Origin of the sequence: Paenibacillus sp. FSL R5-0519, from assembly GCF_037974275.1 — a bacterium.
In the GTDB taxonomy this organism is placed as follows: Bacteria; Bacillota; Bacilli; order Paenibacillales; family Paenibacillaceae; genus Paenibacillus.
Genome location: NZ_CP150234.1, coordinates 3,005,168 through 3,029,381, shown reverse-complemented (window position 1 = coordinate 3,029,381; position 24,214 = coordinate 3,005,168). Strand labels below are relative to the sequence as shown.

Sequence of the window (24,214 nt, the reverse complement as noted above, 5' to 3'; positions counted from 1 at the left end):
AGCAGCCCCAGTTTGGTTGATGGAAATCTTCAATTTGAATTCTTAATAAATGAAAGAAAATTTGCATTTGAACAAATTATTAATGATTCCTCTTATAGCTTTAAGCAAATTGAAGGTGAAAAACTTATGGTGAAATTAGGTAAGAGATCAGTTCAAATGATTGATTTCTTCTATGAGTATTCCCCGGAAATATCTTTTATTCAGCATGATGGAACTGTAGTTGTAGTTCAGGAGAATCTAAAAACAGTGATTAAACCAAAAAGTGGTATTAAGTTATCTTCAGATGTTTTTATTGCTGTTAACTGGCCTGATCTTGGAGTCAATATTAAATCGGAATCACAAGGGAGAGGAAGAAAGATTGATTCTATACAATACGCTACTATACATCATATTGTAGATCAAAGTTCAGACATAATTTTTGACGATGATGGATCAGGGGAAATTGCTGATATTGTTTCTGTTAAAATTGATATGAAGCATAAAAAAATTAGATTTCATCTTTATCATTGTAAGTATTCACATGGAGAGCATCCCGGTTCTCGTGTCTCAGATCTGTATGAAGTTTGCGGCCAAGCTGAAAAATCAATTATGTGGAATGATAATGTATTAGAAATAATACAAAGAATGATTGAAAGGGAAAATTCGAGACAGAAAAACTATGGTGAAACACGATTCGAAAAAGGGACCTTACAGACTTTAAATATGTTAAAAAAGATGGTGAGAGCTGGTTATGAAACAGAATTTGAAATTTCTATTGTCCAACCAGGGGTATCAATATTAGAGATCACAAACTCTATGAAACAAATTATATTAGCAACAGATACTTATTTAAAAGATACGTTTGGTTTACGTTTGACATGCTTTTTTAGTAATTAGTTGGATATTTTGGGCCTAGAACGACATAAAAAAAGAGCGTGCAACTGTAAGAGTTGTATGCTTAGCTTATATTTATGGGATTAGAACTGTGTAATGTATGCAACTAATGTCGAGGGACAAGAACATTGCGTCATTGCTGATTAGATTATTATCTGAATATTATGATGACCGAACTAATGTGGCCGGATAAAGCTCAATTCGTTCGTTGAAGACAACATCTCCGTTCAATATCTGAGTAGAGTGGGAGATCTAGCGGTTTCATCCCGTCGAATTCGAACTGGGCTTTGAAGCAGTCCTTATGCTGAATCAGGAACTTCATATTGATCTGCCGGAAGAAGAAGCAGGAAATATCGCCTTTCATTTGGTAATGCCCAAACACATGAGCAAAACATGGAGCGCACAATGCAATCCGTCAAAATGTTAAAAGATATTTTTAATCTCATTCAATACAGTTTTGATATGCAGTTGAACAAAAATTCTATCCACTATGTGAGACTAGTTACGCACTTACAATTTTTCATCCAGCGTTTACATGAAGGACGCCTGGGCAATTCGTAAAAGATTTTATATTTTAACACATGGTTAAGGAGCATCCGCTTGAATACAAATGTGCGGAGATGATCAAAACCTACGTGCAAAGCATGCTGGACATTTCCATATCAAACGAGGAATTATTGTATTTAATCATTCATATCGCTCGAATTGTGCAGGAAAACATGGTGAAGATGGATCCTTATGAAACAAAGTTTATTGATTTATAATTTACAATTATTACACATAGACCCCCTCGTAAAACTCTGTTTACTGCAGCTCAACGGGGGGTTCTCTTCTAATTTTTTAAACTTCTCGCCCATATGCCTCAAGTTGTGTAAGTGCCGGAAATAATGCAGGATCCTCCGACTGAAGTAATTCGCTCAGTTTCACCCATTCCACTTGCCTTGGCTCTAATAGAATTTCCTGTGATTTTCCAGATTTCTCAAGAGATGCAGTCTTAGAACTACCATCTGAAAAAGATAAGGTAACCTGCTTCCAGTAATTATCATGGGGGAAGTCGGCTCTCAGGTACAACACGATTTTGTCGATTTCAACAAGTCGTCCAAAATGAAGGATGAATTCTGCATCTAATCGTTGGTTAATTCCCCATGATTCGAATGGCCACTCTCCATGGGAATAGGTTACTGTATTGCCGTTAATGGCATTACGCGCAGCAAACACGGCCTCACCACGCGTCTCGACATTAGCCGAAGCATGAGGATATAACGTTGAGTTGGTATGATGATCATGCGAATTCGCGGCCAGGTTTTTGTAGGAGCGTATCTCCTCAGTGGATGCAACCCGGACAGTTAGCAAATGAAGTTGACCTGTGAATGACTTGGGAGAGTATGAGGTTTTCTTTTCATTAAAAGGGATGCGTAGACGGTACTCTAGCCCGGACAGATATACAAAATCCGGATTAAAAGCATCATCCAGCTGAATGTACAAATAGACATTTTCCCTAGAGCTTCTCAGAACAATAGAATCCCCGGGTTGATAGGGTTGATCGTATACCAGATGAGTGTGGTTGGTATCGGTATGTTCGGCAAGGATCGTTCCATCCTCACGCTGTACTTCAATCGTTAAATGAATCATAAATACACCTCAATTTGAAAGATTAGAATGACGTTTGCTGTAGGGTTGTAAACTGCTTACAATCCATATTTTTTCAAAATTGTAGCACTCGTCTCAAGAACTCACAAGAGAAATTTTCCAGGCTATCGTAGAACATGAAAAAAATAGAATTTGCCTACTTTTATCATCGGAATTTGGGTTCACTTCTGGTCGATTTTTCTATACGCTTCATGAAGAAAAACAATCCAAGGGAAGGAGATATTGATTTTTGGAAACGTTTTCTTATGAACTTGACATTTTAGCGAACCAGGAGGCTATGAAATGAAGAAGTGCTGCAACCTTATGAAATGGATGGTCATTCGTGTGTTGGTAGTAAGCCTCAGTGTGGTTATAGCATCTGTCCCTGGCAAGGTGGCCGCAGATGATTCGGTGATTCATTCCCAACCTGCAATTTTGGAGACGATTAGCCCGGAAGGGTTCGTTCATCCTTCTGTGGGTTTCACTGGAAATGCACTGAAGCTGATGCAGGAGAAGGTTGCCATTGGCGCAGAGCCATGGGCGAGCGCTCTCGAGGAATTCAGGACTAGTCCTAGTGGATCACTTGATTATGATATTCGGAACCAAAGCAAACTTGATAAAACAAAACCGGCATATACAAAGATCGATAATGATGCCAAAGCCAAGGAAGCTAAGGTAGATGCGGAAGCTGCATTTACGGATGCCGTGATCTGGGCAGCGACAGGTGATGTTCGTTACCGTGAAAAAGCGATGACTATTGTTCGTCTGTGGTCTCAGATTGATCCGGCTAATCCGAAAGGATTTACAGATTCGCACATTAGTATCGGTGATGCCATGGCGAATATGGTGAGAGCTGCCGAATTGCTTCGTTATACGGCAGGCAGTGGGGAATGGGCGTGGACGGATGAGGACACGACGAATTTTACGCAGAATTATCTGATGGCCTTTTACGATGGTAACTTCTATCATAACAACGGCCGCTGGATGAACCAGCATGGTATTATCTCCCAGGCCTATATGATGGCGGCTGTTTTCTCTGATAATCAGCAATGGTACCAAGAGGCTGTGGAGTGGGCTACCGCTAACAAAACGGCTACGTTCAAAGGGCAATCCGGTGATATTTTTCATCAGATTCGTTATGTCACGCAAAATGAACGAACGGGTGCACCGGTTGAACCTCATGTACAACTTGTGGAAATGTTCCGCGACATGGGCCATGCTTCGGGGAATACAGCAACCTTATCCATGATTGCCTACATGGCTGAAATTCAGGGGACCAAGGTCAATCCGGACCCAGCTTCACCAACGTTTGGAGAAGTAACGGATGCAGCGAATGGTGTGGGGTTGTTTGAATTCCTCGATAATCGGATATTGGCGGGAGCCAATGTACTGGCTAAATATAACCTGGGTTACGATATCCTGTACACCCCGGTAAATATCAGCAATGCTGTGGTTGGTGATCCGGCAGGCAATTACGTAGATACCGTAAGTGATAACGGCAGAGGATTGGGCTACGCGTCCGAGGTCACATACGGATACTATATGCATCACAAGGCTCAAACACTGGACCCAAGCGATGAACGGATTAAATATCTGGCAGAATCCATTGAAAAGCAAGGTGGATTACAAGCGTTCCCATCCTATGTTCTATTACAAGGGACAGAGAATCTGGCAACAGGTGAGGTGGTTGGTCCACCTAAGCCACTAAGCAATCCGCCATATACGGAAGTGAAAGCGGCTTATGACCGTCTACAAGCGTTCGATTATATTGGCAGGAGCGCAACAACCAGCACGAGCACGTTCCAGGATCTGGATGGCATGCGTTCGGTGCTGTATGACGTTCGTTATGAAAATCAGTACACCTGGTATGATCTCGATTTGGATGACAGCTACAAAGAGATTACGATTCGAGCTGCAAGCAATTCAAGTGTGGGCACCAAGGTGGACGTGATTCTGCTGGATGGAGTAGACGGAATTGATCGCACTAATGTTACGACAGCCGATCTTGCCAAAGGTGAAGTGTTAACCACATTACAGGTTCCGAACACGGGATGGTGGACTAATTATGCAACCGTCTCAGGCAAACTTAGCAAGCCTCTGTCAGGCAAGCATCTAATCGCATTCAAATATTATGGCAGTGCAAATTGGCTGTCCTATCAGATTGCGTTTGACTGGTTTGCATTCTCGGATAGCTATGCAGGAAATGAACATGCTGCGCTATCAGGTGTTCTCTCTGCAGGAGCTACAGAGACTTCGGACGGTGTGAAGCTGAATGACGGAGGGGAGATCTCATTCAGCAAAATGAATTTTGATAGCGGTAATAACAGCATTGAATTACAGGCCAAAACAACGGATGCGACGGGCCAACTGCTGTTATACAGCGGTGAAACACTGGTATCAACCTACAAGTTGCCAAATACGAGCAATGTCATGGTGAAATTCACCTCTGAAGTTGCAGCAGCAGACTTGGCCAAGATCAAGGGCATTCATGATATTACCCTAAAATACAAAGGCAGCTCACCGATTACACTCAAGTCATACCGGAACATCGAGCGCAACCGCTTGGCTTACATAGATACATCCGGCAGTCAAGCCAATTCTATCGCTGATCAGGCCATTTCGATTTCAGGTGCATTTGAAGTAGGCAAAGAAGGCAGTCGCTCTTATATTCAGACCAAGAATGGAAGCCTCGTTTATTTGAGCAAGGCGGCACTTCAAGTGGATCGTACCAAAGACAGCATCGTTTCCTTCACGGTCAGGACCAATGGGGAGGCCACATTGCAGCTGCAAAGAGATTCATCGACTGCCCCCTTTGCTACGATTCGAGTACCGGATACAAACGATGAGTGGCTTCGAGTAAGCACGAACATATCAGATCAACATGTGAAACCGAATGACTACCCAACCTATGTGAAAAGTCTTTTTGTGTCCATTATGACGAATATGGAAGATACGGAAGTCATGCTGGAGAGCTACACGCTTGATCCTGCGGACACTCCGCCTGTCATCAAGCTGACAAGTGAACAAGGATTCGAGCTTACAAGTGTAGCGGCTTACGAGAATGGCGCTGATATGAATTTGAAGGTATCCGTTGAAGATCCAGACTCAGTGAATGTATCTTTATCAACGGAGCATCAGGCTTATATTGATAGTAATGGACTAAATGGCAAGGCAGGCGGGACGTTAATTGTTAAACCGGCCGGACTTGCGCCAGGTGAATATGTTTTCCATATCTATGCAGAAGATGATACATCCAATTATGTCGATAAGGAAGTGAAGCTGACCATATACCCTGAGGAAGAGAATAAGGCCCCTGAAGGACTAACCGCAACGTTAACCGGGCCGAATTCCGTTCTGCTGAACTGGCAGGAGGTCAAAGGAGCAACCTACTACAGTGTCTATCGCAAGCAAGGGTCAGAAGGAACGTTTACCAAATGGAAAGAAACCACTTCCACTGAATTGACCGATGCTGATCTGAAATCCGGTACTGTATACGCTTACCAGGTTGCTGGCGGCGGAAATGCAGGAGAAACGGCGAAAAGTGAAGCTGTGAGTATAACCACCCTTTCTGTCATTCAAGTTACGGAGTCGATGGTCAAGGCTTCATCCAAGCAATGGGATGCAAGCGACTCAACAGGAATCGGGACTCCTGAGAGTAATGGATGGCGTGCGTTCGATGGCAATACAGAAACGGCACCTGATGCTTTGACCAACCCAAGCTGGATTCTGATTGATTTAGGTCAAAACAATGCACCGATCCTGAGCGGTGTGAAATTTTATCCGCGCAGTACACATCTTAATCGGATGAAGGATGCTGTCATTCAAGGGTCGAATGATGGTACAACATTTGAAAATCTGTACACTGTCGGAACCATCTCTACTGCCAAATGGTACTTTGCAGGAATTACGAACGATAAGGGATATCGATATCTTCGGTATTACACACCTAAGGGCAATGCCAATGTGGCAGAACTTGAATTGTACAAAAAAGTAGTACACGTAGATGAGCATAACCAAGCCCCCATGTTTGCCGATTTGGCTCCAGTGACGGTGACGGCAGGGCAAGAGGTGAAGCAGACGCTTATCGCTACGGACCCGGAAGGGGATTCCATCACGTATGCGGGTATAGATCTGCCAGCAGGAGCGAAGCTGGATACAGCTACGGGTGAATTCAGCTGGACGCCAGAAGTAGTAGGGAGCTATGTGCTCCACTTCAAAGCGAGTGATGCCAAAGGTGCAGCAACAGCTGCTATCTGGACCATCATTGTAAAAGAAATAGCAGAACCGCAGCCAGAAACAGAAAATTCGTCTACGCTACGCGGACCCTTAACAGCTGCGCCGGGGCAATCAGTGGACTTGAACATCGGTGTACATGGCGTCACGGATGGTTTCACAACGGCACAATTGACCGTAACTTACGATACGTACAAGTTGCAATTCCCCACAACCGAGGATGAACAAGGACATATTACTCTGGGTGATGAAGCAGTGACTTCTTTAGAAGAAGGCTTTCAAATCATTGGAACAGGGGTGAGACCGGAATCCGGTGAGATTCTCCTTATTGTGGCTAACACGAACCAGAATCAAATTACCAATTCTGGGGATCTTATCGCTCTGCATGGGCAAGTCAAGGCAGATGCGACCACTGGGCAAGCACAAGTCAGCTTAAGTGATTTCGAAGCTTCCGCAGACGGAAATTCTAACATGCTGGATACCTCGACAGCGTCAATCGCTATTCAGATTCAAGTCGATAAGACACAGCTGACGGCTGCAATCCAGTCCGCACAATCCCTGCATGACACGGCAGTGGAAGGAAGCGATACAGGACAGTATCCGATTGGGTCCAAAGCAGTGCTCCTCACAGCCATCGAACATGCAAGTACGGTAGCAGCGAATGAGGCGTCAACCCAAGCAGAAGTAGATGCCACAGTTGTAGAACTGAATCAAGCGGTAGAATTATTCACAAAGCTTGTCATTGGTGTAAGCAAAGCTGAATTGCAACAGACGATCCTGCAAGCACAGCAATTGTCCGCAGCGGCTGTTGTAGGATCTTCACAGGGGCAATACCCACTGGAGGCTAAACAAGTATTTGATGCCGCAATTCAAAGTGCAATGACCGTTCGCGACAATAGTGGAACCAGTCAGGCGGAAGTGAACACAGCAGTCAATGCTTTGCAAGCGGCGATTACAACATTCCGAAAAAGTGTTCATACGGCAACGCCTCAACCTATAGACCATACTGCGTTGACAGGACAGATCCAGTTTGTTCAAGGCAAACTGGCTAAAGCTGTCGCAGGAACCAAGATTGGTCAATACCCTCAGCAAGCTATAACGAAACTACAGACCATTCTCAATGCGGCAATAGAGGTGAAAAACAATAACTCATCAACACAAGCGAATGTGGATGCAGCGGTGGCCCAGCTTCAATCGGCAGTAAATACATTTGCATCCCAATTGATCACCCTTGTATCAGGTCAGACACAAGTAAGCATCAAGGACTTGTCGCTGATTGCGAAGTATTATGGTACCAAATCGACGGATGCAGGCTGGAGCGATATTGAGAAAGCGGACCTGTTCGACGGAGGTGAAATCACCATTCGTGAGTTGGCTGCTGTTGCTCAAATGATTGTTGGTGACTGGCTGGAAAAATAAAACTTGAATGAGCATAGGAGGGCACTCTGGTGCCTTCCTTCTGATTATTCATGGGACAGGGAGGGCCTCCATTGAGATTGAAGGCGAGCGTTAAGAAAATGAAAATGAGAAAGGTCTGGACAAGTCTATTGGTGCTACTGATGACCTGTGCAACGAGCGTGAATGCAGCCACAGAAGCAGAGCAGTCAAAGCGTGCAAGCTTTGAGTTAAAGACGATGTCTGTCAACAACAAGCTGGTTGAAATTTCGGTCATCGGACATGATCTTGAGGATCTGTACGCTTATGAAATGAATCTGCAGTTTGATGCGAATACGCTTCGTTTCTCCAAAGCAAGCACAGGAAATGTTGGATTTACGGTCGTGTCGAAAGTGGAGGGGAACAATCTCCAGATTGCGCATACCAAAGTAGGCAACGTGAAAGGCGATAGCGGGGATCAATTGTTGACGAGCCTACAGTTTAGCGTGCAACGTGCCGGTAAAAGCACGATTACACTTCAGAATCTCAAGCTCGTGGATTCAAAACTGATTATGTCTAACATGACACCTGCATTACAGGAGACCATACAGACGGAATCAGGGACTATCTTTAGTGATATAAAGGGGCATTGGGCAAAGGATTCCATTCTAAAGGCGGTAGCAGCCGGATTTATCGACGGCTATACGGATGGCACGTTCCGTCCCAAGCAGGAGGTCACTCGTGCCGAGTTTGCTGTTATGTTTAGCAGAGCGCTTAAGCTTGACGTGAATGATTTGCATGCAGCATTTGCCGATGCGAACCAGATCCCGACTTGGGCTTCCTCTCATGTGCAAGCAGCAGTGCAGAAGCAACTTATTACCGGTTATGCTGATCACACGTTCCGACCAAACGCGAAAATGATTCGTGCCGAGATGGCGTCGATTGCTGTTCGCGCACTTGGTAAGGAAGGCCATGATGTGACTAACGTGAATGAATTTGCTGATACAGCCGATATTTCTGTTTGGGCGAAGCCTTTCATTTATGAGGCTGTAAAATTAAACATTATGCAGGGTATAGGAAATAATCATTTTTCGCCAAAAACGAATGTGACCCGCGCAGAGGCAGTTACCGTGATTTTGAATGTGTTGGGTAACAAAAATTAATTCAACCATAAATTTTAAGATCGATTACATTTTATTTTGGTTTCCACTCACAACTATTAAAGGAGTGATTTTATGTCACAACGATCTACCAAAGCAACGTTCATGAGTATCATGCTAGTCATCATCATGCTTCTAATCCCCGCATATGGTTTAGTTTTACCGAAAACGGCAGAAGCGGCTACATTTGCTCATCCCGGGATTATGCACAATGCTGAGGATCTCACCCGAATGATTGCCAATCAGAACACCGAACCCTGGAAATCAGCATTAGCTAATTTCAAAACAGATAGCAAAGCCTCCTCAACTTATCCCAAACAAGGGCCTTTTAGTGTGGTTTGCAGGAACGATTCGACACTTTCCACATGCACGAATGCCAACAACGGAAACAGTGCTTTGGAGAATGACGCGCGAGCTGCATATTATAACGCGCTTCTGTGGAATGTGACTGGAACACAAGCGTATGCCAACAAAGCCATTGAGATTTTGAATGCCTGGTCAAGCACATTGACTACCATTGCTGGAACCGATGCACAGCTTGCTGCGGGAGATAATGGCATTTTCCTGGCTAATGCAGGCGAATTGTTACGCTATAGCAACTCTGGCTGGGCTTCGGCGAATATTACACAACTGGAAACGATGCTGACCAACGTTTTTTATCCTCACATTCAATCACCTGGAGATGCCAATTGGGGTGGATCAGCGATGAAATCCATGATTTCCATCGCTATTTTCTCGAACAATCAAACCATGTTTGATTCTGCAATATCCAATTTCAGAACGAATTCTTGTGCTTCGGTTACACGAAACGTAATGTCTACGGGACAAATTTCTGAATCCGGTCGGGATCAGATCCATGCACTCGGCGGACTTGGTAACTTGACAGTAGTCGCAGAAATCGCATGGAAACAGGGTGTGGATTTGTTTGGAGATGGAGATAATCGACTCTTAGCTGGTTCGGAGTATTGGTCTAATTATAATCTGGGTAATGAACCAATGTCATGGGATTCAACATACGGACGTTGTACCATGGGACCTTGGAGTGGCATTAATGGAACGGGAAGAAGTGCTTCCATTGGATGGGCTCAAAATGAAATAATATATGCTCACTATGTAACGCGTAAAGGATTGACCGCACCGTATACAACCAGTTATATGAATGGCATGCCGGCGACAAATACCGATAGCGCGCTGCTCACATTTGCATACAGACTGGGCACCATTACCGATCCAACGAAACCATCAGCACCATTGGGGTTAACAGTCAAGCCGTTGTCAGATAAAGTCGTTAATCTAAGCTGGTCGCCTTCAACCGATAATGTTGCTGTGAGTGGTTACAAAATATACAGGAATGGGACCATTGTGGGGTATTCACCAACTACGGACTATACCGATGCAGGGCTGACTGCTTCCACAGCTTATAATTATCAGGTAAGCGCATATGATGCAAAATCGAACACATCTACAACAAGCAGTACGGTGACTGCCACAACACTGTCCTCTGCCACTGCGCAAATTCCGTTCTCTTCACAGGACATTGGCAGTGTAGGCGTTGCGGGAAGTTATAGCTACAGCGGCGGAACATATACAGTCAAAGCTTCGGGAAGTGATATATGGGATTACGCGGATCAATTCCGATTTGCTTATGTGCCGTTAAAAGGGGATCACACGATTACCGCTCGCGTTGCCAGCCTGTCGAATACACATTCGTCTGCCAAAGCAGGGGTTATGGTTCGGGAATCTCTGTTTGAGGATGCCAGCAATGTGTATGCCGCTATGAAACCAGGACTCGCCGTATTCCAAAATCGGACGGCACCAGGTGCAGTAACGAAATCTACAACATCCGCAACGGTAACTGCACCATATTGGGTCAGAGCGACCAGATCTGGGAACAATGTTACAACATATATTTCTGCAAATGGCACGACATGGACGCAGACAGGTTCGTCATTAATTTCTGCTGCGAGCACAGCCTATGTAGGTCTTGCTGTGACATCTCATGCGAACACGACGCTTACAACGGCTACATTTGATAATGTAAGTATCCAGTAGAGACATTTTATGATATGGTCTGGTTCGGATCACTTAATATTGATGTCATCATCGTAAAAAATAGAACGAGCCAAACACTCTTTATCCGTATTATATTTCAAATAAGAAACAAGAAACCTCCAGATTCCACTTTATTAGTGGGGTTTGGAGGTTTTTTCATGACAAATGTTTTGGAGGCTAACTTATCTTAGATCACATTATAATGCATTCTTTTTCTGATTTATCTTGTACTTCAAAGGTGTGACTTGATACGTTTTTTTGAAACACGAGATAAAATGTGAAACATTCTGGAAGCCAACGCGATGGCTTATTACTTCCACGGGCAGGGTTGTCGTTTCAAGCATATGAGCGGCTACTTTAATTCGTTTCGCAGTAAGGTACTCGCTCAAATTACTCCCAGTTTCTTTTTTGAAAAGGCGGGATACATAGGATCTTGTAAAATGCAGTTGATCTGCCAGCTTGTTGAGTATGTTAGATTCCATATAATGTTCGTCCAGCCACTGCATAATCAGTTCGGAATGTTCTTTCTTACGACGTGTAAGCGTGGACTCCAATTGATTTTCAGGGAAGATCCTTGCCACAGCACTAAGAAACTGAAGAATAAATACGGTAATTTCCTCTTGAGTGTCACCTTGTTCCATATGAGCAATTTGTCCATAATCCTCCATACAGTAGTTAAAGAGGTTCATATCTCTGCTGAAGTCAAATGCGCGCTCAATCTCACTGGAATAGCACAAACGATCAAACCATTCTCTGCGACGTGGATATTCTTTCAAATATTGATTCATAAGCGAATGGTTTATATGTATCACTGCACGTTCGTAGGGACATTCATGAGTTACTTTAGCAAAGACTTTGTGTATTTCGAAAGGTTGAAATACAAAGAGCATACCTTTCTTGATTGGATACGTCTTGTTATTCATCACCACAGTGCCATTGCCTTCAAATACAATCAAGAACTCGCAGCACTGGTGCCAATGATAAAAACTGCTGTTTGATTGACTCGTTCGATGACGATCTGTCCACACCACAGGTTTTCCATGAAACGGGACTGATTCAAAACCGACTTCCATGAAAATCACTCCACACCATTTTTACTAGATTGTAGCATTGCTTTATCTTTTGTCAAAAGTGCAACAGAACGGTATTTTCATTAAACACAGCAAAACTATTGCGGGTTTTAGCATGATACACTGATGCTGTTCCAACTAAATGATGAATAAGAATCCATAACAGGAAAGCGGGAACTGGCATGTTAAATACAGAAGAGCAACGAGTCTGGCTACAAGATATTGAGCAACGGATCATTCAAAAATTAGACTGGGTGAGTGACAAATCCAAAAATAAAATTCCATACACAACCGTTCATGGTGTACATGATGACCGATCTGTTGAAAATCCGAGTGGTACACATGCAGACGGCATTAACTGGTGGACCAATGGTTTCTGGGGTGGAATGATGTGGCAGATGTATCACAACACGGGTCAGGAGAAGTACAAAGCTATTGCAAATATCTCAGAAGACAAGCTCGATGCGGGCTTGCAGCAGTATTATGGTTTGCATCATGATGTGGGATTTATGTGGCTGCCAACCAGTGTCGCAAACTATAAACTGACCCAGAATCCTGAATCTCGCAAACGGGCGCTTCACGCTGCCAACTTGTTGGCAGGACGCTACAACCCGATGGGAGAGTTTATTCGCGCATGGAACGATATCAGTGGAGAAGACACTCGAGGATGGGCCATTATTGACTGTATGTTTAACATCCCCTTACTCTATTGGGCAGCGGAAGAAACCGGAGATCCCCGATTTATGCAGATTGCCCTAAAGCATGCGGATACGGTCATGAAGACATTCGTACGTCCTGATGGTTCCGTCAATCATATTGTAGAGTTCGATCCGTTTACAGGAGATGTTGTAAAATCATATGGTGGGCAAGGCTATGGTGAGGGCTCTTCCTGGACGAGAGGTCAGACGTGGGGATTATACGGTTTTATGATGAGTTATATTCATACAGGCAAAGCAGAATATCTTAATACAGCGAAGCGCATTGCACATTATTTTATCGCTAACATTCCTGACAACGGAATTATTCCGATTGACTTTAGACAACCGAAGGAGCCAGCATATGAAGATTCAACGGCTGCAGCAATTGCAGCCTGCGGACTTATCGAGATTTCCAAGGCAGTCGAACTTCATGAGAAGGATCTCTATCTGAAACCTGCACTAAAATTGTTGAAAACGTTGGACGAGGACAGAGCAGACTGGACCGAAGATTGCGATTGTATTCTCAAAAATGGATCGGCAGCGTATCATGCCAAAGAGCATCATCAATCCATTATTTATGGAGATTATTACTTTATCGAAGCCATTTATAAGTTAAAAGGAACCGACTTGTATTTCTGGTGAACTTTGGAGGACTTGCTTATATAGCTTGTCCTCTTTTTATGTTTGATTTTTTATTACAAAACAAAGTTGTTTTTCCGTACTAAGGGCGTTGGATTTTACCTCTTAGGTTATTTGTGTTCCATGTTAAGATGGGTTCACAACCAACAAACAAGCATATACACAAGGATCTGGAGGAGGCCTTAGACAAAGTGACGACAAACACAAAAGTTCAACCGTACACTGCCAAGAGCATGAAGAGAACAACTACATTTTGGGCTTTGATCAAAAGAGACTGGTTCCTTTACCTGCTGCTGGTTCCCTTTTTATTATGGTATGTCATGTTTGCATTCAAGCCGATGTATGGCATACAGATTGCATTTAAGGACTACAGCATATTCAGAGGCATTCAAGGGAGCGAATGGGTAGGTCTTCAACACTTTCAGGATTTTCTGCAAAGTGAGTATTTCTACAGGGTGTTAAAGAATACGTTAATCATCAGCTTGTACGCGTTATTATTTGTATTTCCTGCACCGATCATCTTCGCTCTACTTCTGAATGAAGTGAAGAGTTCCAAATTCAAAAAAGTTGTGCAAACGTTTACTTATATGCCTCACTTCATATCAGTTGTTATCGTTGCGGGTATCGTTACGAACTTCCTGGCTCCCGGCAACGGAATAATCAATCTGATTATTGCGAAGTTTGGCGGTGATAAAATATACTTCCTGGCTGATGCCAGTTTCTTCCGAACTATCCTGAACTCCATGAGCATATGGCAGGGTACCGGGTTTGCGGCCATCATATATATCGCAGCGTTATCGGGTGTCAATTCGGAACTGTATGAAGCCGCAGTTATTGACGGAGCAAGCAAATGGAAGCGTACACTTCACGTCACGATCCCGGGAATTCTGCCTACGATCATGATCATGCTCATTCTACAGATCGGTAGCTTGCTGGAAGTGGGCTATGAAGCTATCATACTTCTCTACCAGCCAGTGACATATGCAACTGCGGATGTGATTAGTACCTATGTCTATCGTGAAGGTATCGTAAACGGAAGGTATGATATGGCAGCAGCTGTTGGACTGTTTAACTCGGTTGTTGGATTTATTCTAATCATCGCTGCAAATAAACTAAGCAAGAAATATACAGAATCTGGACTATGGTAGGTGATGGCTTATGATGGAGAGTCGTGGAGAAAAGATATTCTATGTATTCAATTATATTATTCTGGGGTTGTTCGCCTGTCTGACCCTGTATCCGTTCTTATATGTTCTGTCTGCGTCAATAAGTTCCCCGCAGGCAGTGGTGACAGGGGAGGTGCTTCTGTTTCCAAAAGGAATTACATGGGAAGCGTATACTTCCGTGCTGGGTGAGAAAGGGATTTGGACCGGTTACGGCAATACGATTTTCTATACCGTTGTTGGTACGTTGACAAGCATGATTTTGACAATCTGTGGTGCATACCCACTGGCGAAGAAAAGGCTGAAAGGTCGGACAACGATTAACCTGATCATTTCGTTTACGCTCATTTTCAACGCTGGCATGATTCCGATGTACCTGAACTTCCAAAGCCTCGGTTTGCTGGATAACCGCTTTGGTATTATTATCGGGTTTGCAATCAGTACATTTAACTTCGTTATTCTGCGTACGTTCTTCCAATCACTTCCGGAGGAGATTGAAGAGGCTGCACGCATTGATGGTGCGGGAGATATCGGCGTGATGATGCGTATTGTCATTCCCCTTTCAAAAGCACCGCTGGCTACAATTGGATTGTTCTATGCCGTAGCCAGATGGAATGGTTACTTCTGGTCGATGATCATGTTGAGGGATGAGAGCAAGTTTCCATTACAGGTTCTGCTGAACAGACTCGTCGTACAGATGAAACCGTCTGAGAACATGATGAACGATGTATCCTTTACAACAGGAGAAACCGTCATTTATGCTACAATCGTGGTTGCTATTATTCCAATTATTGCGGTGTATCCATTTATTCAGAAATATTTTGTTAAGGGTGTCATGATTGGTTCGTTAAAAGGATAAGGATTATCCGAATGTTGTCCCATCCGACTACATTTTGATATAGAAGTTTCACTATCACAGAGGGGGCATTTGTGTGAAAAGAAAAACATCATTATTAATGGCATCTCTATTGTTAAGCGCATCCGTACTCGGAGCGTGTAGTTCAGACAATACCGCGAACAACACGCAAACTCCATCCCAAGGTTCACCAAGCCAAGAATCAGCTAATCTGAGCATCTTCTATTTTGATGATGCGGGTGTAGTCAAGATGGACTCTCCTGTTCTGAAAAAAGCGGCTGAACTCACCGGAGTAACCTTGAACAATGTGGCTTCGGCTGGTGGGGAAGAGAAGCAGGCCTATAACCTGATGCTCGCTTCCGGAACACTGCCGGATATCGTTAGTTATTACACGGCTGACTTGAATTCCATTGGAGCCGAGGGTGCATTGGAACCACTGAATGATTATATCGATAAACTGGCGCCTAACTTCAAGAAGTTCCTGGATGAACATGAAGAAGTAAGAAAAACGATCACCGCTGCTGATGGAAATATATATGCTATTCCTTTTGTCGCTGATGGTAGCGCTTCCACTGGTTGGTTTATCCGCCAGGATTGGCTGGACAAGTTGAATCTGGAAACGCCAAAAACGGTAGACGAATATTACGAAGTATTGAAAGCTTTCCGTGATCAGGACCCGAACGGAAATGGCAAAAAGGATGAAGTACCTTTCATGCAGCGCGACAATATAGTCGGTGCGTATAGCTTGTTACCCCTATGGGATGCTTATCATTCTTTCTATATTAAAGATGGAAAAATTGTATTCGGCCCCTATGAGGATCAATTCAAGACCGGGATTGAGAATATTGCCAAATGGTACAAAGAAGGTTTGATTGATAAAGAGATCTATACCCGTACCAAGGCTCGTGAAGTATTGCTAGGTAATAACACGGCTGGTTCCACACACGACTGGTTTGCAAGTACATCTAATTTTAATCAGTCTCTGAGTAAAGATGTACCGGATCTAAACTTTATCCCATTTGCTCCACCTGCAAGTACATCTGGCAAAGTCTATGAGGTCGGCAAACGTGCACAACTTAGCGGATTTGGCTGGGGTGTTACGTCGCAAAGCAAGCATATTGAAGATGCGGTGAAATACTTTGATTTCTGGTGGAGTGAAGAAGGACGCCGATTGTTCAACTTCGGGATTGAGGGCGAGTCTTACACCATGGTTGATGGCAAACCAAAATTCACAGAGGAAGTGTTAAGCCAACCGGCGGTTAACGGATATCTGGTTGAAGCCTTTGGCGCACAGCTGCCGAAGATGGGGGCATGGCAGGACTTCTCATACGAGGAACAGTGGACCAATGAAATTGCATTAAAAGGTATTAAAGAATACCAGGAGAACAACCTGATCTCCGATGATTATGTACTGCCAACATTGAACTTCACGAAAGATGAACAGAAACGTTTGGATGCGTTGAAAGGGCAGATTGATACGTATTTTGCAGAGAAAGCACAGACCTGGGTTATGGGTGGTGAAAGTGTGGAGAGAGGATTCGCTGCTTACCAGGCTCAACTGAAAAATCTCGGTATTGAAGAATATATCCAAATCTACAATGATGCGTACGCTCGTTACTTAAGTATTCAATAGTGGTGTAGCGGTGCAGCAGAGCAATAGGGAAGCCAATTGGCTTCTCTATTGCTATATATTCTTATTCGGCAAGTGCGTTATACTATGAATTATTGATTAGCGGGAGAATGCATATGAAAAAATGGCTACATTCCACTACATTTCGAAAGCGTATTCAATTATCGTTGATTTTGTTTACGATGATCGCTGTGGTTGTCTGCGGAGGAACATCCTATTTTATTGCCTCCCGAATATTAGAGAACAAATCGTATTCACTGAATCAGGGCATTATCGATAAATCAGCGCAATCCCTGGAAGAAAAGCTGCGCAAAATACGACTTGCCGTACTGACCTTTATGTCCAGCGATCAGTTTAATCAGCTGCTCAAGAAAACCGCTAAGGTAGATGAACTCAGCTATTATGATCATTTTAAGTTGAACCAATCGTTACAAACGCCGATTTTTCAGATGAAGCTCATTGAGCCTGGCATAACGTCCATTTTGATTAACACACCTGTTGGTGAGTACTTTTCCAATCCGGATAATCGAACCGGGAGAATCCCGTTCTCTGAGAGCAACGTATATCCTTTTCTGGACAAGGTTCATCTCCCAGGATGGGTGGAGTCACACCCGGATGATCTATTTGGAACCGGGCAGAACGTGCTGAGTTTGATGTTTGTACCTATTGTGCAGAATGCGCCCGCAGACACACATATTGTGGTGGATGTGAGTGAGAGTGCTTTGAAGGAGTACTTGCTCAAAAACAGTGGAGACGCTATCCCCGTTGTGTTTACGGAGAATGGCAGACTGGCGTTTGAGGCCGATCCCCTCTCCAGTCAACTTGCGGCCGACGCGGATTTCAGAAGCCGTTTGAAGGGCAATAAAGGGCATTTTGAGTATACAGTCAACCATATTCGTTATCTGGTAAATTACTCTACGGTGGCCTTCCCGGATAACTGGTTGATTGTGCACCTTACAGAACGAAATGTGCTTTTGAAAGACGTACGTTTAATTCAACTCGTCACGGTCAGTGTCATCGTCATTTTCGGTCTGTTAGCACTGCTGATTTCGGGGAAATTAACAAGTTTGCTGCTACGTCCATTAAATCAGCTACAATCCGTCATGAAGAAGGTCGAGCATAATGATTGGTCTGTTCGATTCCAAGGGGAATACAAGGATGAATTCACTCATGTTGGCTTCAGGTTTAATAGCATGCTGGATCAGATTGAAATCCTCACAAGGGAACGGATGGATGCACAGCATGCCGAACGAATCGCTGAGATGAAAGTATTGCAGGCACAGATGAATCCGCACTTTTTGTACAACACGTTAAATACCATATTGTGGAAATCTCACTCCAACAAACAAGAGGAAGTTCGCGAGATGATTATGTCCTTGTCCGTATTGTTCCGCGTAGGGCTGAACAATGGGGAAGAACTCACAACGGTAGCCAAGGAACTGGAACACGTAACCCAGTATTTGAAAATTCAAAAGCTTTGTTATGCGAGTCTGTTTGAATATAAGATTGAATGCGAAGAGGAGATCAAACCACTTCCAACGCTTAAACTGCTCCTGCAACCGTTAGTAGAAAACAGCATCCTGCATGGTTTCAAAGACTATCGCAATGAGGGGCAGATTCATATACGGATTACAGTAGTCGATGGATTCCTGCAGATGAAGGTGAGTGATAATGGTCAAGGATTCGATACTCTTGAGCATGATGTTAATGATCCTCATTTTGATGTGTCTGCGTGTGAAGGTTTTGCGCTTAGAAACATAGGTAAGCGGCTTTCCTTGTACTATGGAAACAGAGCAGAATTCAATGTCAACAGTACACCATTCCAACAAACAAACATCGAAATTCTCATTCCGCTTGAAATCGAGGGGGCATCTTAAGATGAAGCAAACATTTTCAATGGTCGTAGTCGATGATATTCCTGCTGTCGTTGATGGTATAGCACATGACTTGCCCTGGGGAGATCATGCGATCGAAGTGGTAGGTACCGCGTATGATGGTCTGGATGGATTGAAGCTTATTCAGGAGAAACAACCAGATATCATCGTTACAGACATACGCATGCCGAAGCTGAGTGGAATCGAAATGATCGAACAGGCGAAGCATTCAGGTGCCAAGCTTATTTTCATCAGTGGATATTCAGACTTTAGCTACGCACAGCAGGTTCTTAATCTTGGCGGGTTTGATTATATTTTGAAGCCTTTTACACCCGATGAGCTATTGGAGACCATATGCAGAGCCAAGGCACAGCTGGAAAAAGAAAAAGAGAGTCGTCATCATCTCATGGATGTGGAACGGAAATTACGGGAGAGCATGCCCTTGCTAAGGCAGGAGTACCTGAATCTGCTGGTGCGATATTCTTCCCATCCGGAAACGGTGAAGGAGAAGTGGAATTTTCTCAACGTCAACATGAATGACCATTATTTCACAGTATTTACCGTGGAGATGGATAATTATTATACGAATAAGGCAGGAGTAAGCGAGGTTGAATTACAGCGATTCTCATTACAGAATATTTTGGAGGAAACGATTCGTACATACACTGAAGCCGTTGTATTCAGGGACGATATTAACCGGTTCGTGTGTATTGTGAACGATCGTCCGGACGCAGAGAATGATGAAATGCTCAAGATTGCTGAAGCTTGTCGAGAAAATGTGGAAAGATACACGCGGTACTCGATATCCATTGGTGTCGGCACCAAGGTGGAGCATATCCACCAACTGCCCATAACGTACCAACAGGCCATGTATGCCTTATCATATAATTTTTACACTGGCGGTAACAGTGTATTTGCCTATCCAAGTTATGCTGACAATCATGCGACCTATGTGAAGTTTTCATCCGAAAAAGAGCGTGAACTGGTCTATTTGCTTCGTTCAGGGGCTACCAGCAAAATCAATGAAGTGCTGGACGGCATCTTTAGTGAATGGAAAGATAGTCAGGCTATGCCTACACCCGATAAAGTCAAAGTGTTCTGGATTGAGTTGATGGTCAACGTTCGTAATGCTATTAACGAAGATCTGGAGCTGGAAGAACCACATTTCTTCGATCGCAAGATTCATAAGCTGACGTATGATACGGACTCAATAACCGAGTTACAGTCCATCGTGGCCGAGATCTGTCATATGTATTGTGAGAACATAGGCAAGAAGCAGAAAGAGACGGCACATGTGGTCATTAATGAGTCCATCGCCTACATTCGAGATCACCTGCACCTGAATGAATCTGTAGCCGATTATGCCAAACAGGTACATCTAAGCACGAGCTATTACTCCAATTTGTTCAAAAAAGTAACCAACCAATCGGTATTGCAATTTGTGGTGCAAGAACGAATCGAAAAGGCCAAAATTTTGATTTTACAGGGAATAACGCTTCAGGAAGTTGCCATGGAGGTGGGATATGATGAACGATCCTATTTCAGCGACGTTTTTAAGAAAAAAGTAGGCATGACACCTTCCGAGTTCAAGAAACAATATCAAAATTAATCATTGGCGTTCGTACATTTCGTCAATCAGAGCAGAGGGCTAAGGAGAAAATCCTGAACCTCTGCTTTTTGGAATTCAGTTGTTTTTTGGTACCATTGCAAGCGGATTTTGGCTTCTCTTGTCACTGAAAAATAGTTAGGATACACATAGATAAGCATTTTGCATTAAATCCAGGGAGAGTCTGTCAATCAGAAAAAGTATGATTACGTTTGTTGCAAGCGCTTTACTTTATAGCCGGAATGTGAATTCAATAGTGATTCCATATAACATATCGAGAGGAATGTTGACATGCTGAATGTTAAAAAACACTGGGAAGATCCGTCCACCCTTCATGTAAATCGAGAGGACGCAAGAGCCTACTATATTCCTTATCAAGATGATGTGACTGCCAAGACACGTAAGAGAGGTAGATCCCCTTATTTTCAAACACTAAACGGTCAATGGAAATTTCAATATCATGCTAGTGTGGCACAAGTGCATGAAGCTTTTTATCAGGAGGGTCATGATATTAACCAGTGGGACGATCTAACCGTACCTTCCTGTTGGCAAGTCAATGGATATGATCAGCTTCATTATATTAACTACAACTACCCGATTTCATGTGATCCGCCATTCGTACCCGATGATAATCCTGCGGGCTTGTATGTAAGGGATTTCGAGGTGCCATCGGAATGGGATGCCAAAGAAAGGTATGTTGTATTTGAAGGTGTGAATTCCTGTTTCTATCTGTGGGTCAACGGTCAATATGTTGGATACAGTCAAGGCAGCCGAATACCAGCAGAATTTAATCTGTCGACATATCTTCAGCCTGGATCCAATCGCATGGCTTTGATGGTACTCAAGTGGTGTGATGGAACCTACATTGAAGATCAGGATATGTGGCGATATTCAGGAATATATCGGGATGTGTATCTGTTGGCACGGGACAAAACACATATTCGCGATGCATTTCATAAACAGCAATTTGCGGCAGGGGGCAATCAGGTCACGCTGGTGTCAGAGATTGAAACCACAGGCCGTTTGAACGTGAAGGCTGAACTTAAAGATGCCACAGGCAAGCTGGTTGCAGCAGCCGAGGGTGTAATTGAAGACAAAGGTTCGTTGAAACTGGATGTGGATCAACCCCGGATGTGGAGTGCAGAAAATCCGTTCCTGTACGATTTATATGTTACAGCAGGGGATGAAGTACTGCTCTCTTCTGTAGGTTTTCGAACGGTAGATGTAAATAAAGGCGTATTCCGGATCAATGGCAAGGCAGTCAAGCTGAAAGGAGTAAATCGTCATGATTCCCACCCGGAGTTGGGACAGACCATTCCATTGGAAGCGATGATCGAAGATATCAAATTGATGAAGCAATATAATGTCAATACGATTCGGACAGCTCACTATCCCAATGACCCACGTTTTCTGGAGTTGTGCAATGAGTTCGGCATGTATGTCATTAATGAAGCAGATCTGGAATGCCATGGCATCGGGCAAGCAGGTAATTTCAAGGATGGCTGTCACCATCAACTATCTGGCGATCCGGCTTGGAAGGAAGCGTTCCTTGAACGGGCGGTTCGCATGGTAGAACGTGACAAAAACCAGGCCTCAATCATCATGTGGTCGCTGGGTAATGAATCAGGCTATCACGTTAACCACATCGCTATGGCTGAATGGATTCGAAGCCGAGATGAGTCCAGACTGGTCCATTATGAAGGAACAGCACCACAAGCCGGAGGACATCTCAATACGGAATCACTTGATATCGAGAGCAAGATGTACTTTACCTACGATGAAGTACGCAATTATGTCGAGGATAACAATAACCATAAGCCGTTGTTCCTCTGTGAATACAGCCACGCCATGGGCAACAGTTGCGGGGATCTAGGGGACTATTGGGATCTCATCTATGCACATCCGCAGCTTATGGGGGGATGTATCTGGGAATGGACGGATCATGGAATTGCAACCAAAACAGCGGATGGTGAACCTTATTATGCTTATGGCGGAGATTTTGGAGATTCTCCAAATGACGGGAATTTTTGCATCGACGGGCTGGTCACACCTGATCGAAAGCCACACTCGAGTCTGATTGAGCTGAAGCAAATCCATGCACCGATTCGTGTAGAAGCTTTCGATCTGTCGCAAGGATTGTTCAATGTGATCAACCGTTATGATTTTGTAGACCTGTCCCATATTGGACTACATTGGAAAATCACATCGAATGGAGTCACTGAACAGCAAGGGCAGATCTGGCAACTTGAAGCAGAAGCCGGAAGTGAACAGCATATTTCTCTTCCATATGACTTTACTGCATTGAACTGTCAGACGGCGGAGCTGACCCTGTCCTTCTGGAACAATCAGGAGACCACATGGGCGAGTATGGGGTATGAAGTTGCTTTTGCCCAGTTCGTCATTCATGAAGCTCAATCCTTAGCCCGAATTCAAGAGGAGATTACAGCGAGCCCCATAGCATATCGCCAGATTCAGGCAGAAGAGGTTCAAGGAGCTTTGGTAATAACAGGTCAAGGATATCGTTATGTGTTTAGTCTGGATAAGGGAGCTTTTGCAAGCATTACACGGGAAGGGCTGGAGATGCTTGCGAGTCCACTTCGTTTCCACATTTGGCGTGCACCGATTGATAACGATACTTATATGCTGGGCAAATGGCGTGAAGAAGGGTATGACCGTGCCAAAACGAAAATATATGGAACGACATGGGAGCATACGGAAGACGGTGTGTCCCTGAACGTCCAATTCTCGATCGGTGCATCGGACAGGTATCCGATTGTGCGAGGTGAAGCGGTCTGGATTGTGCATCATAACGGTGTAATCCAATTGCAAACCCAGGTGAATGTACGTGAGAATTTCCCTTATCTGCCGCGGTTCGGGTTGGAATGGATCATGCCTGCCGGGAATGAGGAAGTTGAATATTACGGGTATGGCCCACATGAGAGCTATCTGGATAAACATCGAAGTGCACGCAAAGGCAGATATCTCACTTGCGTAGATGATCTTTTCCAGGATGATTATGTGATGCCACAGGAGAATGGTTCTCGTTATGGAACAGAATGGGCGATGGTTACGAATATGCTCGGCATGGGTATGAAATTCGCTTCTTCCCGTCCGTTCTCGTTCAATGCATCACACTATACACCGGAAGATCTGGCGCCTGCTTCCCATACGTATGATCTAAAACCGAGACAGGAAACGGTCGTTCAACTGGATTATAAAATGAGTGGCTTGGGTTCGTCGTCCGTTGGGCCGCAATTGCTGGAAGCTTATCGACTGGATGACAAAGCATTCACCTTCGAACTGTGGCTGAAACCGATCTTCAAAGAGGACGAATAGGCGTGATGGATACAGCATTTG

At 44.0% G+C, this 24,214-nt stretch carries 13 protein-coding genes; 11 read left to right on the top strand and 2 right to left on the bottom strand.

Annotated elements, in window-relative coordinates; genetic code table 11:
* Nucleotides 1-12 precede the first annotated feature (12 nt).
* A complete protein-coding gene (locus MKY73_RS13805; RefSeq protein ID WP_339308116.1) occupies nucleotides 13-876 on the top strand; it encodes a hypothetical protein in 864 nt (287 codons plus the stop codon).
* Between the two features lie 837 nt (nucleotides 877-1,713).
* On the opposite strand, the gene MKY73_RS13800 is transcribed toward MKY73_RS13805, so the two are convergent.
* A complete protein-coding gene (locus tag MKY73_RS13800; protein ID WP_339308115.1) occupies nucleotides 1,714-2,505 on the bottom strand; it encodes a carbohydrate-binding protein in 792 nt (263 codons plus the stop codon).
* A gap of 300 nt (nucleotides 2,506-2,805) precedes the next feature.
* On the opposite strand from MKY73_RS13800, the gene MKY73_RS13795 reads away from it, so the two are divergent.
* The 3 genes from MKY73_RS13795 (at nucleotide 2,806) to MKY73_RS13785 (ending at nucleotide 11,321) form a co-directional block, all read left to right on the top strand.
* Nucleotides 2,806-8,154 carry a carbohydrate-binding protein gene (locus MKY73_RS13795; protein ID WP_339308114.1) on the top strand — a complete coding sequence of 1,783 codons (5,349 nt, stop codon included), beginning with the start codon at nucleotides 2,806-2,808 and terminating at the stop codon, nucleotides 8,152-8,154.
* A gap of 71 nt (nucleotides 8,155-8,225) precedes the next feature.
* Entirely contained in the window at nucleotides 8,226-9,272 is a 1,047-nt protein-coding gene (locus MKY73_RS13790; protein ID WP_339308112.1) for an S-layer homology domain-containing protein, read from the top strand.
* A 72-nt stretch (nucleotides 9,273-9,344) separates the two neighbouring features.
* The gene (locus MKY73_RS13785) at nucleotides 9,345-11,321 is read left to right on the top strand and encodes an alginate lyase family protein (RefSeq protein ID WP_339308111.1); all 1,977 of its coding nucleotides are present in this window, start codon (nucleotides 9,345-9,347) and stop codon (nucleotides 11,319-11,321) included.
* Nucleotides 11,322-11,518: 197 nt separating this feature from the next.
* Here the strand turns inward: MKY73_RS13785 and MKY73_RS13780 are convergent, their stop codons facing one another.
* Nucleotides 11,519-12,394, bottom strand: coding sequence for an AraC family transcriptional regulator (locus MKY73_RS13780; protein WP_339308110.1), 876 nt, complete (start codon nucleotides 12,392-12,394; stop codon nucleotides 11,519-11,521).
* Between the two features lie 179 nt (nucleotides 12,395-12,573).
* Here MKY73_RS13780 and MKY73_RS13775 point away from each other — a divergent pair, with 179 nt between their 5' ends.
* From MKY73_RS13775 to MKY73_RS13745, 7 genes are all read left to right on the top strand, one after another.
* Nucleotides 12,574-13,731, top strand: a complete 1,158-nt coding sequence (locus MKY73_RS13775) for a glycoside hydrolase family 88 protein (protein ID WP_339308109.1) — start codon at nucleotides 12,574-12,576, stop codon at nucleotides 13,729-13,731.
* A gap of 188 nt (nucleotides 13,732-13,919) precedes the next feature.
* Nucleotides 13,920-14,876: an ABC transporter permease subunit gene (locus tag MKY73_RS13770; protein WP_339308107.1), complete on the top strand. Its 957-nt coding sequence runs from the start codon at nucleotides 13,920-13,922 to the stop codon at nucleotides 14,874-14,876.
* 10 nt (nucleotides 14,877-14,886) lie between these two features.
* Nucleotides 14,887-15,750 carry a carbohydrate ABC transporter permease gene (locus tag MKY73_RS13765; RefSeq protein WP_339308105.1) on the top strand — a complete coding sequence of 288 codons (864 nt, stop codon included), beginning with the start codon at nucleotides 14,887-14,889 and terminating at the stop codon, nucleotides 15,748-15,750.
* A gap of 73 nt (nucleotides 15,751-15,823) precedes the next feature.
* Nucleotides 15,824-17,380, top strand: coding sequence for an extracellular solute-binding protein (locus tag MKY73_RS13760; protein ID WP_339308103.1), 1,557 nt, complete (start codon nucleotides 15,824-15,826; stop codon nucleotides 17,378-17,380).
* A 113-nt stretch (nucleotides 17,381-17,493) separates the two neighbouring features.
* Nucleotides 17,494-19,254, top strand: coding sequence for a histidine kinase (locus MKY73_RS13755; RefSeq protein ID WP_339308101.1), 1,761 nt, complete (start codon nucleotides 17,494-17,496; stop codon nucleotides 19,252-19,254).
* A 1-nt stretch (nucleotide 19,255) separates the two neighbouring features.
* Nucleotides 19,256-20,860 (top strand): response regulator, encoded by a 1,605-nt coding sequence (locus MKY73_RS13750; protein WP_339308099.1) that lies wholly within the window; start codon nucleotides 19,256-19,258, stop codon nucleotides 20,858-20,860.
* 288 nt (nucleotides 20,861-21,148) lie between these two features.
* Nucleotides 21,149-24,193, top strand: a complete 3,045-nt coding sequence (locus MKY73_RS13745; RefSeq protein WP_339308097.1) for a glycoside hydrolase family 2 TIM barrel-domain containing protein — start codon at nucleotides 21,149-21,151, stop codon at nucleotides 24,191-24,193.
* Nucleotides 24,194-24,214 lie beyond the last annotated feature (21 nt).